The following is a 12,911-nucleotide window of genomic DNA, read 5'->3' as shown; positions in this document are numbered from 1 at the left end:
GCGGGCGGCGGGGAGGCCGGAGGCCTCGACGCCGCCCCCGGGTCCCGCCCGGACCTGGCCTCCGGGTGCCCGTCCTCAGGAAATCCTCAGCATGCGTGCGCGACCCTTCCGTGGACCGACCACTCAGGGGAGTTCCTCGTGTTGAGCACCACCGCCCGCCGCCGGGCCCTCGTCCTCGCCCTCGCCCTCCTCGGCGGGACCTCCCTGGCCGCCTGCACGGGCGCGCCCGGCCAGGACGCGGGCCGGCGTGCCCCGGCCGCCGCCGACCCGGCCGCTCGCGCCGATCTGCGGGGCTTCTACGGCCAGAAGCTCGCGTGGCGGCCCTGCGGCGACGTCCAGTGCGCCTCGCTGACCGTGCCGATGGACTACTCCCGTCCCGGTGACGGCAGGACCTTCGTGCTGCCCGTGGCAAAGGCGGCGACCGCCGTCCCCGGCAAGCGCCTCGGCTCGCTGGTCCTCAACCCCGGCGGTCCGGGCGAGCCCGGAGCGAAGCTCGTCGAGGACGGCGTCGCCGACGAGCTCGGCCCGGGGGTCAGGGAGCGGTTCGACGTCGTGTCCTTCGACCCGCGCGGTGTCGGCGGGAGCGAGCCCGCCCTGACCTGCCGCGCGGGGGACGACTCCGCCGTCCCGGACGCGGCGCCGCCCTACCCGCGCACGGGGGCCGAACGCGAGGCGGCCCTCGTGGCCGCCCGGGCGCAGGCCGCCGCGTGCCGGAAGGCCAGCGGTCCGCTGCTGCCGCACGTCGGTACCGTCGACGCGGCCCGGGACCTGGACGTGCTGAGGGCGGCGCTCGGCGAGCGCGCGCTGACGTACGTCGGCTGGTCGTACGGCACGAGCCTGGGCACCTCGTACGCCGAGCAGTTCCCCCGCCGCGTACGGGCGATGGTGCTGGACGGGGCCGTCGACCCGTCCCTCGACTGGCGGCAGCGCGTGCTCGGCCAGTCGACCGGTTTCCGGGACGCGGTCGAGGAGTACGCCGACTCCTGCGCCGACGTGGTCGGGGACGGCTGCCCCGGCGCGTCGCCCGGGGAGATACGGGCGCTGATCGACCGGCTCGTCGAGCGGACGCGGCGCGAGCCGCTGCCGGTCGACGGTTCCGAGGAGGGGCTCGACGCGGCGGGCCTCGTCGAGGCGCTGAGCCTGTCCATGTACACGCCGGAGGCGCAGTGGGAGGGCCTGTCCGGGGCACTGCGCGCGGCGGACGCGGGGGACGGCACGAGGCTGGCGGCCCTGGCGGCGGGCGAGGAGGAGTCCCCGGACGACACCGGGACGGACGCCGACCAGCAGGCTCCCGAGGCGGACTCCGAGCAGGGGACCACCGGGGCCGGCGCGGACGCGGACTCCGAGCAGGAGGCCACCGGCCCCGACTCCGACTCCGAGCAGGAGGCCACCGGCTCCGACTCCGACTCCGAGCAGGAGGCCATCGGCTCCGACTCCGACTCCGAGCAGGAGGCCACCGGCTCCGACTCCGACTCCGACCAGAAGTCTCCCGGCGCCGACCCCGACGCCTCCGCGGCGCCCGCGAGCGGCGTGCCCGAGGACAACAGCGAGGCGGCCATGATCGCGGTCAACTGTCTCGACGTCCCCCACCCGCGCGACGCGCGGGCCTACTGGGACGCGCTGGCCCCCGCCCACCGGGCCGCGGGCCTCTACGGCACCTCCGGGGTGACGGCCGAGCTGGTGTGCGAGGACTGGCCGGCCGGGGCCCAGCGGCCGCACCGGGTGGCCGCGGCGGGCGTCCCGCCGGTGCTCGTCGTGGGCACCACGGGCGATCCGGCGACGCCGTACGCGGAGGCGGTGAGCCTGGCGCGCCAGTTCCCCGGCGGCATGCTGCTCACCTTCGACGCCCCCGGCCACACCGGCTACGGCCGCGACGCGTGTGTCGACCGGACGGTGGAGGCGTACCTGGTCTCGCTGGCGAAGGTGCGCCCCGGCACTAGGGCCTGTCTTTCGGATCAGGCCGGATCAGGGAGCGGGGCCTGGTGCGTGCGATCGCAAGGCGGAGGAGAGAGGCAACGCGGTGGGGGCACCTCCCAGCGGTAGCTGGGGGAGTTGTCGACCGACGACAACGCGGCGAGCGCGCGTGCCAGGCCCCGCGAGCCCGGCATGATCCGAAAGACAGGCCCTAGGTGCGCGGCGTAGCGTCCGGCGGGTCGAGCAGGTCGAGTTCGGCGGTGAGCGCGGCGGCGAGGGCGTCGAGGTCGGGGACGGCCTCGCCGTCGGCGACGAGGCCGATGTGGACCCGGCCGCCGTACGGGGACATGGCGACGGCGAGGGACTGGCCGCGGGCGAGCGGGGCCATCGGGAAGAGGGCGCGGAGCGGGGCGCCGCCGAGGGAGAGCGCGGAGCGGGGCAGCGGCACCTGGGTGACGAGGAGGTCGAAGAGGAGCCGGGCGGCTCCGGCGGCGAGCGGCGCGCCGAAGCGGTGGGCGAGCGGGGGCAGCTGGTCGGCGAGGAGGGCGACGGCGCCCGCCCCCCGGAAGGGTCCCGCGGCCTTGTTGCGGTCCATCGCGGTCCGGACGGCGGCGAGCCGGGCCCTCGGGTCGGGTTCGGTGACGGGCAGGTCGAGGAGGTAGCCGGAGAGGCTGTTCCCGGGGCCGGCGGGGGCGCCGGGGCGGCGCCGGGAGACCGGGACGAGGGCCCGGGGGTCGATGCCGGGCAGGGGCAGGGCGCGCCCGTCGAACCAGCGGCGCAGGGCTCCCGCGACGAGCGCGAGGAGGACGTCGTTGGCGGTGCCGCCGGTGGTGCGGCGGATCCGGTGGACGCGGTCGAGGGGCACGGTGGCGGTGGCGATCCGGCGGGTGCCGCTGGAGTCGGCGGCGAGCGGGCCGGCGGGGCGCGGGTCGAGGTGGCCGGCGCGGGCGACGGAGGAGCCGACGACCGAGGCGCCGACCTCGACGGCCCGGCCGAGGTCGCCGAGGCGGTCCCGGGCGATGCCGAGGAGGCGGCCGGGTCCGGGGAGCCAGGAGCGCGGGGGGACCGGCCGGGCGCGGCCCGCGGGGCGGCGGCCGGCGGCGATCTCGTCGAAGATCCCGGCGCCGATGGCGACGGCCCGCATGCCGTCGGCGAGGGCGTGGTGGAGTTTGACGAGGACGGCGAAGGAGCCGTCGGGGGCCCCGCTGAGCAGGTACATCTCCCAGGGCGGCAGGCCGCGGGCGACGGGGCGCTCCATGAGTTCGGCGGCGAGCCGGGCGGTCTCGGCGGGGAAGTCGGTGCCGGGGAGGGCGATCTCGCGGACGTGCCGGCGCACGTCGAAGTCGGGGTCGGCGCTCCAGGCGGCGCCGCCGACGGGGAAGAGGACGTCGCGGACGCGCATCCGGAGCCGGGGGACGGCGGCGGCGCGCCGGGCGAGCAGGGCGAGGACGTCGACGGGCTGCTGCGGGGTGGTCGTGGGCGGGGGGCCGAAGTGGGCGAGGGCCCCGAGGTGGAGGGGGTGCTCGGTGGATTCGAGGTGCCAGAAGGCCAGGTCCAGGGGTGCCAGTAGCTCGCTGCTCACGTGTCCTCTTGTCCTGCGGTGTACGGCAGTGTCCTGCGCGCGTCCCGCGTCGAGAGCCGGGTGAGCGAAGTCAATCGCGTACATTCAGTTACGGTCAAGTACGATCAGTTCACGCTCAGTTAACAAGTTCAGCCCTCCACGGTGAACTCGCACCACACGCATTTGCCGCCGCCCCGGGATTCCACGCCCCACGCGTCCGACAGCTGCTCCACCAGGAGCAGCCCCCGCCCGGAGACGCCGGCCTCGCCGGCCTCGCGGCGCCGGGGCAGGGCGCTGGACCGGTCCTCCACCTCGACCCGCAGCCGCCGCGGGGGCCCGGTCAGGATCCGCAGGGTCACGATCGCCCCGCCGTCGGTGTGCATCAGGGCGTTGGTCATCAGCTCGTCCGCGACCAGCTCGATCTCGTCCGCGCGCTCCCCCGCGCCCCAGGCCCGGACGGCGGCCCGGATCATGTGCCGGGCCGAGCTCAGCGCCTCGGGGTCGTTCTGCGCCACGTGCTGCTGGAAGCGGCCGGTGCCCTGCGGGTGGTACGTGCCGTGGCGGCGCAGCAGAAGGATCGCGACGTCGTCCTCGCCGCCCCGGTCGGCGACCACGTCGCACAGGTGGTCGGCGAGCTGCTGGAGGTCGGCGGGCCCCCTCCGGACGAGGGAGGAGAGCCACTGAAGGCCCTCGTCGAGGTCGGCGCCCGGCTTCTCCACGAGACCGTCGGTGTAGAGCATCAGCGTCTGGCCGGGGTCGAGCTCCAGGGTGGTGACGGGGTAGTCGAGGCGGCCGAACTCGGCGGAGAGCCCGAGGGGGAGGCCGCCCTCGACCGGGAGCCTGCGGCAGCCGCCGTGGACCTCCCTGATCAGCGGGTCGACATGGCCTGCGCGCACCACCTGGACGACCCCGGTGGCCAGGTCGACCTCCGCGTAGGTGCAGGTGGCGAAGCGTTCGGTGTCGAGTTCGTGGAGGAAGACCGAGGCCCGGGCCATGACCGTGGCGGGCGGATGCCCCTCGGCGGCGTAGGCGCGCAGCACGATCCGCAGCTGTCCCATGACGGCCGCCGCGTGGGTGTCGTGGCCCTGCACGTCGCCGATGACGGCGCCGACCCGGCCGCCGGGCAGGGCGATGACGTCGTACCAGTCGCCGCCGATGTCCCGGCCGAGTCGGGCGGAGCGGTAGCGGACGGCCGTCTGCGCGCCGGGCACCTCGGGGATCCGGCGGGGCAGCATCGCCTGCTGGAGCCCTTCGGCGAGGTCGTGCTCCTGCTCGTAGAGCATGGCCCGCTGGAGGCTCTGGGCGATGCTGCTGCCGAGGGCGACGAGCAGGGTCCGTTCGTCCTCGCTGAAGCCGGTCTTGTCGCTGTAGAGGAGGCCGAGGGCGCCGATGGGCCGGGCCTGGGCGATGAGCGGGAGGTAGGCGGCCGCGGTGATGCCGAGGCCGCTGATGTGCGGCCAGAGCACGGGGTAGGAGGCGGCGAAGTCGCGGGGCGAGTCGATGAACCGGGGGCGCAGGGTGCGGATGACCTCGCTCATCGGGTACGGCTCGTCCACCCGGGTGAAGCGGGTGCCCGGCACGAAGGCACCCTCGGGACCCTCGGCGACCAGATGGATCCGGCCGGAGTCGAGGAGGCCCATGACGAGGCTCGCGGCTCCGAAGTGTTCGAGCGCGTGCGAGTCGTTGAGCAGGTCGATGACGTCCTGCACGGTGCGGGCGTAGGCGAGTGCCGCCGTGGTGCCCTCGACGACGCCGGCGCGCTGTCTTCGTCCTTCGTCGAGGCCGAGGCGGGCGGCGGACTCGGTGAGTTCATGGGTGGCGTCGCGCAGGATGCCGATGATGCGGACGGGCCGGCCGGTGTCGTCGCGGTGGACCATGCCCTGGGTGTGGGTCCACTGGTGGCTGCCGTCCCGGCGGCGGATGCGGAAGTACGCGCCGTACTGCTCGCTGCCGTCCTTGAGCGCCTGGGCGACCAGGGTGTCGAGCTGGCGGCCTTCGTCCGGGAGCACCCGGGAGCCGAGGCTCTCGGGCCTGCCGTCGTACTCCGCGGGGTCCATGTCGAAGACGTCGAGGGCGGCGGCGTCCATGGCCATGGTCCCCGCCAGGAGGTCCCAGTCGAAGCCGCCCATGCGGAAGGCGGAGCCGTAGTCGGCCAGGATCCCCGTCGCGGCGGCTCCCGGCTCCTCCGGCGCACGGCGCGGCCGTGCGCTCACCTCCCCGCCCCCGTTGCCCGCAGTCATGGGGCCACGCTAGGCGCAGCCCCGGCCGTGCGCACCACGAAGATCCCTTTCACCCCTGGAAGGTCTCCGGCCGGTCGGGCACGGCACCGGCCGGGAAGAGCTCCTCGGGCGGCACCTGCCCGTCGGGGGCGGACGGGTCGGAGGGATCCGCGAAGGGGTCGGGGAAGGGCTCGGTGTACGGGTCGGGGTACGGCTCCGTGTACGGATCGGGCACGGGCTGCGCCGGGTCGGTGCCGGTGCCGCCGGTCCCGGACGGGTCGGGGGTCTCGGGGCGCGGGGTCGTGGGCCGGGCGGGGTCCGGGGTCGCGGGCGCCGGGGACGCGTCGTGGCCCGGGGCGTCCGGGTCGGGCGTGCCGGAACCGGTGAGGGCGCAGGTGTCCGGGTCGCAGGCGGGTGCCACGGCGGGGGCCTGGTCCTCGTCGCCGTCGCTGCCGGTCCGCCGCTCGATCCAGGTGCTGTCGGTGGTGTTCACGATGATCAGGCTGGCGACGACGGAGGCGGTGGGCCGGACGACGATCACACGGTCGGGGTCGAAGCCGTCCCACGGTTCGCCCTGGTGGACGCCGCCCGGGTCGGTGGCGGGGCTGCGGAGCGGGTTGCCGCAGGCGCAGCGCACGCGCGGGGAGCCGTACTGGTCGACGAGGACCGAGGTGCCGGTCTGCAGGACGGCCTGGTAGGCGGCGGCGCGGCCCTCGCGGTAGCCGTGGTCGGTGACGCGGGTGTCGGCGCGCAGGGCGACGGGGGTGAGCCCGCGCAGCCAGTCGGCGACGTTGGCCTCGGGGATGCCGGCGGCCTCGGCGAAGGCGCGCGCCTTGGTCCGGTCCGCGGCGAGGAGGGCGACCTGGCGTTCGACGTCGCAGCTGCCGACCGCGCGCGTGCCGCCGTAGAGGCCGGGGGTGGAGCCGGTGACCTCGCGGGCTCGGGTGGTCCCCTCGTCCTGTCCCCCGGCCGAGGCGGCGGGGGGTGCGGTGTTGCGGACGGTGGAGGCGGTGAAGGGGTCGGGGCCCTGGGCGCCGAGCGGCTGGAGGAGGACGTCCTGGACGGGGGCGGCGGCCGGTTCGCCTCCGGCGCCTTCCCAGGCGGTGGAGCAGCCGGTGAGCAGCAGGGCCGAGACGAGCCCCGCGGCGGGGAGGCCGGTTCGCCGCGTCCGGCGGAGGGATGAGCGCACCTGGTTCTCCCGACTTCTCTCTCCTCCGGGCCCGGCGCCCGGTTGCGGCCAGTCCTTCATGTCTGTCGCAGTGCGTGAGGGCGCGCAAGCGGAGAGCGGCCGACCGGGTCGACGGGAGAGGGACTTGAACGCGTTCAAGAAAGGACCTACTCTCGACTCGCCGGTTGAACACGTTCAAGTAGGGGGTGGTGGCGTATGACCGCGCTGTCGGTCCTGGTGAGCCCGATCGTGATGATCGGCATGTGCTGGGTCGTACCGACGGGCCTCGCTCTGCTCGACGGCCCCCGGCCCCCGGGGTGGGACGCGCTCCGGCGCGCCTGGCCGGCGCTCGCCGTACCCGGCGCCCTCGCCCTCTGGCTCCCCCGCTCCCCCGCAGCCACCGCGCTCGCCGGCGTCTACGCCCTCACCACCCTGGCGCTCGCGCTCCAGGCCCCGGCCCGGCTGATCCTGACCCGCTCGCTCCGGCCGAGCGAGATCGCCGTGCTCTCCGCCCTGGTGGCGCCGTCCGTCGCCGGCCTCGCCCTGGTCGCCGAACGGGCCGCGTACCCGCTCCTCGGCTTCGACCTGGACCTCCTCGCGCTGACCGTGCCGCACTTCCACTTCGCCGGCTTCGCCGCCGCCCTGGTGGCCGGGCTCGTCAGCCGCGCCTCGGACGGTCCCGCCGCCCGGCTCGCCGCGCTCAGCGTCCCCGCCGGCACCCTGCTCGTCCTGCTCGGCTACTTCGTCGACGACTGGGCCGAGCTCGCGGGGGCCGTCGTCCTCACCGTGGGCATGGCGGCCGTCGCCGTGCTGACCCTCAGGGAGCGCCGCGAGCTCGCCGCCGACCGGCTCACCCGGGGCCTCCTCGCCGTCTCGGCCCTCGTCCTGGTCGCCACCATGCTGCTCGCGCTCAGCTGGGCGCTCGGCGAGGCCACCGGGCTTCCGCACCTCTCGCTGACCTGGACGGCCGCCACCCACGGCCTGGGCAACGCCCTCGGCTTCGCCGTCTGCGCCCTCCTCGCCCGGCGCCGCCTCCAGGCCGACCGCACGAACCCGTCCCTTCCGATCCGCCCGCGAACGGAGCTTCCCGCATGACCCGCCTCACGCATGGTCTCGCCCGCCCCGCCCGGCCCCGTCCGGGGCTCACCTACCGCGAGGTCGGCGCCACCCGCACCCCGGACGCGCTCCCCGCCGGCTACCACCACCTGCGGCACAGCGCGGTCGTCGGCCACGGCAGGGCCGCCTTCGAGGCCGCCGGTGCGGCCGTCACCAGCTGGCGGATGCACCGGGCCACCGGGGCGCTCGTCCGCTCCGACGCCGAGCGCGCCCGGCCCGGCGTCCACCTGGAGGTGGCGCTGGGCGCGGGCCCCCTCCGCATCGGCGTCCCGTGCGAGGTGATCTGGACGGCGTACGAGGAGGAGCGCATCGGCTTCGCCTACGGCACCCTGACCGGTCACGCCGAGTGCGGCGAGGAGTCCTTCGTCGTCGAGCTCGCGCCCGACGGCACAGTCCGCTTCACGGTCACCGCCTTCAGCCGCCCCGGCACCTGGTACACCCGCCTCGCCGGGCCCCTGATCCCCCCGCTCCAGCACGCGTACGCCCGCCGCCTCGGCCGGACCCTGGCGCGCCTCGTCAGGACGTGATCCCTCGCCGATACTGGTGGTGATGGAGTGGTTCACGGCACCCGACCAGTGGCTGAGCCGGATCGTCTTCCAGCGGGGCCTCGCCGGGCTGTACTGCGTGGCGTTCCTATCGGCGGCCCTCCAGTTCCGGGCGCTGATCGGAGAGCGCGGCATGCTCCCCGTCCCCGAGTACGTGCGCGCGACCCGCCCCCGCCACACCCCCTCGCTCTTCCACTGGCACTACTCCGACCGCCTCTTCGCGACCGTCGCCTGGTCCGGCGCCGCCCTCGCGCTCGCGCTCGTGGCGGGCGCCGGGGACGCGGTGCCGCTGCCCGTCTCGATGCTGTTCTGGCTGGTGCTGTGGGGGCTGTACCTGTCGATCGTGAACGTGGGCCAGACCTGGTACGCCTTCGGCTGGGAGTCGCTGCTCCTGGAGACCGGACTGCTCGCCGTGTTCCTCGGGAACGACGACACCGGACCGCCCGTCCTCGTCCTGTTCCTGCTGCGCTGGCTGCTCTTCCGGGTCGAGTTCGGCGCCGGGCTGATCAAGATCCGCGGCGATCCCTGCTGGCGGAACCTGACCTGCCTCTACCACCACCACGAGACCCAGCCGATGCCCGGTCCGCTGAGCTGGTTCTTCCACCACCTGCCGCGCCCGCTGCACCGGGTGGAGGTCGCGGCCAACCACGTCGTCCAGCTGCTCGTGCCGTTCCTGCTCTTCACCCCGCAGCCCGTGGCGACCGTGGCCGCCCTGCTCATGGTGGCGACCCAGCTGTGGCTGGTGCTCTCCGGCAACTTCGCCTGGCTGAACTGGCTCACCGTCGTCCTCGCGCTCTCCGTCGTGGACGCCTCCCCCGTCGTCGGGGAGCACCCCCAGCCGGATCCCCCGCTCTGGTACGTCGTCCTCGTGGTCGCGGTGACCGCCCTCGTCCTGGTACGGAGCTACCGCCCGGCCCGCAACCTGCTCTCCCGGCGCCAGGCGATGAACCGCTCGTACGACCCGTACCACCTGGTCAACAGCTATGGCGCGTTCGGCACGGTCGGCCGGGTCAGGGACGAGATCGTCGTCGAGGGCACCGAGGAAGAGGTGCCGCACCCGGGCACGGTCTGGCGGGAGTACGGCTTCCGGGGCAAGCCCGGCGACCCGCGCCGGCTGCCCCGCCAGTTCGCCCCGTACCATCTGCGGCTCGACTGGCTGATGTGGTTCGCCGCGCTCTCCCCCGGCTACGCCCGCGACTGGTTCGGCCCCTTCGTGGAGCGGCTGCTCGAAGGCGACCGGGACACCCTGCGGCTCCTCGCCCACAACCCGTTCCCGGACGCGCCGCCGGCCCTCGTCCGCGCCCGGCTCTACCGCTACCGGTACACGAGCTGGCACGAGCTGCGGACCACCGGGGCCTGGTGGCACCGGACGCTGGTGCGGGAGTACCTGCCGCCGATCCGCCTGCGGGAACCCTCGGACACCTCACGCTGAACGCGCCGGTGCCCCCGGGCCGCGAACGGCCGGGGGCACCCGGGGTGGAACGGAGGGGATCAGTCGATGCCCGGCAGGATGTGGGGCTCGGCGAGGTCCTCCTCGTAACCCGCGAGCCGGATCGGGGCCGCGTGGGCCCACACGTCGAGGCTGCCCAGTTCGCCGTCGCGGCGGGGCCGCTCGTTGCGTTCGACCGGTCGCGGTTCCTGCTTGGTCAGTTCGGGTGTCACCGCGCACTCCTTTGTGTCGCGTCAAGGTGGGAGAGGTGCCGGATCGGTCGCGGTGGCGCCGTTTTTCGGCGGGACCGCGGCCTTGGTGGCAGGCCTGTCCCGGGAAGGCCGTGAGGAAGTTGTGTCTCCTCGGTGGCCGACCGTGTGCCTCAGATTAACCAAATGAGCACGTCCGCGCTCTACCGCGCTCCAAAGTGTGATGCGATCGAGTGAATGAAGCCGAAAGAGCGCCCCCATCAGGCCGAGGGGGCGCTCTTGTCAGGACCGCGGGAACCGCTGTAGCGCGGAGGCGGAGGCCTACCAGTTCGCGGGGGCGTAGTCCTTCAGGAAGCAGCCGTAGAGGTCCTCGCCCGCCTCGCCGCGCACGACCGGGTCGTACACCCGCGCCGCGCCGTCGACGAGGTCGAGCGGGGCGTGGAACCCGGCCTCCGCGAGGCGCAGCTTGTCGAAGTGCGGCCGCTCGTCGGTGATCCACCCGGTGTCGACGGAGGTCATGAGGATGCCGTCCGTCTTGAACATCTCCTCGCCGCTGGTCCGCGTCACCATGTTCATCGCCGCCTTGGCGGCATTGGTGTTCGGGTGGCCGGCGCCCTTGTAGCCACGGCTGAAGACGCCCTCCATCGCCGACACGTTCACCACGTAGGCACGGCCGCTCGCGGCCTTCTTCGCGGCCTCGGCCATCGACGCCCGCAGCTTGCTGATGAGGATGAACGGAGCCGTGTAGTTGCAGAGCTGGGTCTCCAGGAGCTCCACCGGGGAGATCTGCTCGATGCTCTGCACCCACGTGTTGCTCTCGACGACGTCCGGCACCAGGCCGCCGGCGTCGATGGCGGTGCCGTCCAGGTGCTTGGCGATGGTGGCGTTGCCCGCGACGAGCGCGAGGTCGGCGACCTGCTGGGCCTCCAGGTCGCGCACGCCGGCGGGAAGCTCGGACGAGCCGACGAGCTCGCCGACCGCGCCCGAGTTGAACGCGCCGATGACGTGGTGGGCGGGGAGCTCACCGGCCGGCAGCGGGGCGCTCTCGCCGTCGACCAGGGCCGCGTAGGCGGAGGGCAGGCGGCGCACGGTCTGCGTCGCGTTGTTGATGAGGATGTCCAGCGGACCGGCCTCGATCATCTGGTCCGCGAGGGCCACGGCCTGGGCGGGGTCGCGCAGGTCGATGCCGACGACCTCCAGGCGGTGCATCCAGTCCGCGGAGTCCTCCATCGCCTTGAACCGGCGGATGGCGTCCTTGGGGAAGCGGGTCGTGATGGTGGTGTGGGCGCCGTCGCGCAGCAGCCGCAGCGCGATGTACATGCCGATCTTGGCGCGCCCGCCGGTGAGCAGCGCGCGCTTGCCGGTGAGGTCGGCGCTCGCGTCGCGCTTGGCCCGGTTCAGCGCCGCGCACGGCTGGCAGAGCTGGTGGTAGAAGTAGTCGACCTCGACGAACCGCGTCTTGCAGACGTAGCAGGAACGCGGACGCTGGAGTATCCCCGCGATCCGCCCCTGCTCGGTGACGGAGGTGGGCAGCAGGCCCTCGGTCTCGTCGTCGATGCGCTGCGCGGAGCCGGTGGCCGTGGCCTCGGTGACCGCCTTGTCGTTGGCGGTCTTCGCGGCCCGGCGCTCCTGGCGGCGGCGCTGCTTCACGGTCCGGTAGATCCCGGCGGTGGCGCGCCGCACGGTGATCGCGTCCGGATGGTCGACGTCGATCTCGTCGAGCTCGTCGAGGACGCTCAGGCAGACGGCCAGGCGCTCGGGGTCGATGCCCGGCCCGTAGTCCTGGAATTCTTCGGTCACCGTCATGGCCTTCGGGTTCCTCGTTCGCTCGTACGTCGCCGCTCGCGGGCTTCCAAAGACCCAACTTTACGGAGCGGGGGGCCGCGCCTCCAAACCCGTTCGGGGTGCGTGGTCGAAGACACAGTCGCCGCACAGCCCGCCGCCCGGGCAGCGGTAGTAGAGACAGCAGCTGGTGCGCCGCAGCCGGGGACCGCGAACCGTCCCGGCGAGGTCCGGATGCTCCAGGAGGCCCGCGACGAGGACGCCGGCCCGCTCGGCGGCGTCCGGGCGCCCCTGCGCGCGGGCCCAGCGGACCAGCTCGCGCAGGGCGCCGGCGAGGGCCGAGCCCGCGTTGCCCCAGAGGAGCCGCGGGGAGATGGCGCCGTCACGGCGCAGCGCCGCGTGCAGCGGGACGAGATGCGCCTCCTGGACGGCCGCGCGCAGCTCGTCCACGGTCCCGGGGCGGGTCGCGGAGCCCGTCCACCACAGGTCGTCGGGCGAGGTCAGCGCACCGTCCCAGCACAAGGCGGCGGGGTCCAGGTCCGGAAAACGGCCGTGGATCGCCGCCGGGCCGAGGGCCGTGGACCAGAGCCGGGCGGCGAGCCCGAGGTGGGCGACGGACGCCCCCACGCGTCGCTCGGAGGCGCCGAGGCGCGCGGTGACGCGGTCCACGCGCGCGGTGAGGGGCCCGTCCTCCCCCGCGTACAGCAGGGACAGGGGGCGGTGCGCGCCGCCGGTCGGCGGCGCGCCGGCCCGCAGGGCGAAGAAGCCGCCCGGCGATCCGCTGTCGTCGCTCGCGCCGGTTCCCATGCGCACGCCCCCGCCCCGGAGTCCTGTGATCGGCCCCCACCGTAACTTCTCCGACGTCTTCCGCACCGCATCGAGAAGGGCTCCCCGGTGATCGGAAAGCCTGCTTTGCACCCGTTCCGACCTGCACGGGTGTACATCCCGGGGCGTACGCGGGGGCCGCG

The 12,911-nt window shown here is 74.6% G+C and carries 10 protein-coding genes; 4 read left to right on the top strand and 6 right to left on the bottom strand.

The window, feature by feature from the left end; translation table 11 throughout:
- Window positions 1-138 precede the first annotated feature (138 nt).
- Window positions 139-2,043, top strand: coding sequence for an alpha/beta hydrolase (locus tag ABTY59_RS20575; protein ID WP_352020425.1), 1,905 nt, complete (start codon window positions 139-141; stop codon window positions 2,041-2,043).
- Window positions 2,044-2,125: 82 nt separating this feature from the next.
- On the opposite strand, the gene ABTY59_RS20570 is transcribed toward ABTY59_RS20575, so the two are convergent.
- The 3 genes from ABTY59_RS20570 to ABTY59_RS20560 all read right to left on the bottom strand — a co-directional run bounded on the left by ABTY59_RS20570 (window position 2,126) and on the right by ABTY59_RS20560 (window position 6,883).
- On the bottom strand, window positions 2,126-3,496 hold the full coding sequence (locus ABTY59_RS20570; RefSeq protein ID WP_352020424.1) for a wax ester/triacylglycerol synthase family O-acyltransferase: 1,371 nt from the start codon (window positions 3,494-3,496) through the stop codon (window positions 2,126-2,128).
- A gap of 128 nt (window positions 3,497-3,624) precedes the next feature.
- Window positions 3,625-5,715: a SpoIIE family protein phosphatase gene (locus ABTY59_RS20565; RefSeq protein WP_352020423.1), complete on the bottom strand. Its 2,091-nt coding sequence runs from the start codon at window positions 5,713-5,715 to the stop codon at window positions 3,625-3,627.
- Between the two features lie 49 nt (window positions 5,716-5,764).
- The gene (locus tag ABTY59_RS20560; RefSeq protein ID WP_352020422.1) at window positions 5,765-6,883 is read right to left on the bottom strand and encodes a DUF6777 domain-containing protein; all 1,119 of its coding nucleotides are present in this window, start codon (window positions 6,881-6,883) and stop codon (window positions 5,765-5,767) included.
- 195 nt (window positions 6,884-7,078) lie between these two features.
- On the opposite strand from ABTY59_RS20560, the gene ABTY59_RS20555 reads away from it, so the two are divergent.
- The 3 genes from ABTY59_RS20555 to ABTY59_RS20545 are packed head-to-tail and all read left to right on the top strand — an operon-like array spanning window position 7,079 to window position 9,955.
- A complete protein-coding gene (locus ABTY59_RS20555; protein ID WP_502995394.1) occupies window positions 7,079-7,957 on the top strand; it encodes a YndJ family protein in 879 nt (292 codons plus the stop codon).
- Window positions 7,954-8,505, top strand: coding sequence for a DUF1990 domain-containing protein (locus tag ABTY59_RS20550; RefSeq protein ID WP_352020421.1), 552 nt, complete (start codon window positions 7,954-7,956; stop codon window positions 8,503-8,505). Before ABTY59_RS20555 ends, ABTY59_RS20550 begins: the two co-directional genes overlap by 4 nt.
- 22 nt (window positions 8,506-8,527) lie before the next feature.
- Window positions 8,528-9,955 carry a lipase maturation factor family protein gene (locus ABTY59_RS20545; RefSeq protein ID WP_352020420.1) on the top strand — a complete coding sequence of 476 codons (1,428 nt, stop codon included), beginning with the start codon at window positions 8,528-8,530 and terminating at the stop codon, window positions 9,953-9,955.
- 59 nt (window positions 9,956-10,014) lie between these two features.
- Here the strand turns inward: ABTY59_RS20545 and ABTY59_RS20540 are convergent, their stop codons facing one another.
- The 3 genes from ABTY59_RS20540 to ABTY59_RS20530 all read right to left on the bottom strand — a co-directional run bounded on the left by ABTY59_RS20540 (window position 10,015) and on the right by ABTY59_RS20530 (window position 12,750).
- Entirely contained in the window at window positions 10,015-10,185 is a 171-nt protein-coding gene (locus ABTY59_RS20540; protein ID WP_352020419.1) for a hypothetical protein, read from the bottom strand.
- A gap of 297 nt (window positions 10,186-10,482) precedes the next feature.
- Window positions 10,483-11,967, bottom strand: a complete 1,485-nt coding sequence (locus ABTY59_RS20535; RefSeq protein ID WP_352020418.1) for an SDR family NAD(P)-dependent oxidoreductase — start codon at window positions 11,965-11,967, stop codon at window positions 10,483-10,485.
- A gap of 60 nt (window positions 11,968-12,027) precedes the next feature.
- Entirely contained in the window at window positions 12,028-12,750 is a 723-nt protein-coding gene (locus ABTY59_RS20530; protein WP_352020486.1) for a (2Fe-2S)-binding protein, read from the bottom strand.
- Window positions 12,751-12,911: the final 161 nt, after the last annotated feature.

The organism is Streptomyces sp. NPDC096079, assembly GCF_040303145.1.
Taxonomy (GTDB): domain Bacteria; phylum Actinomycetota; class Actinomycetes; order Streptomycetales; family Streptomycetaceae; genus Streptomyces.
The sequence above is the reverse complement of the archived record's forward strand: the minus strand, read 5'-3'. Positions and strand labels throughout refer to the sequence as shown.

Coding starts and splice junctions, on each gene's coding strand:
- ABTY59_RS20565 (WP_352020423.1), bottom strand. CDS start 5,715: ATGACTGCGGGCAACGGGGGCGGGGAGGTGAGCGCACGGCCGCGCCGT.
- ABTY59_RS20555 (WP_502995394.1), top strand. CDS start 7,079: ATGACCGCGCTGTCGGTCCTGGTGAGCCCGATCGTGATGATCGGCATG.
- ABTY59_RS20550 (WP_352020421.1), top strand. CDS start 7,954: ATGACCCGCCTCACGCATGGTCTCGCCCGCCCCGCCCGGCCCCGTCCG.
- ABTY59_RS20545 (WP_352020420.1), top strand. CDS start 8,528: ATGGAGTGGTTCACGGCACCCGACCAGTGGCTGAGCCGGATCGTCTTC.
- ABTY59_RS20535 (WP_352020418.1), bottom strand. CDS start 11,967: ATGACGGTGACCGAAGAATTCCAGGACTACGGGCCGGGCATCGACCCC.
- ABTY59_RS20530 (WP_352020486.1), bottom strand. CDS start 12,750: ATGGGAACCGGCGCGAGCGACGACAGCGGATCGCCGGGCGGCTTCTTC.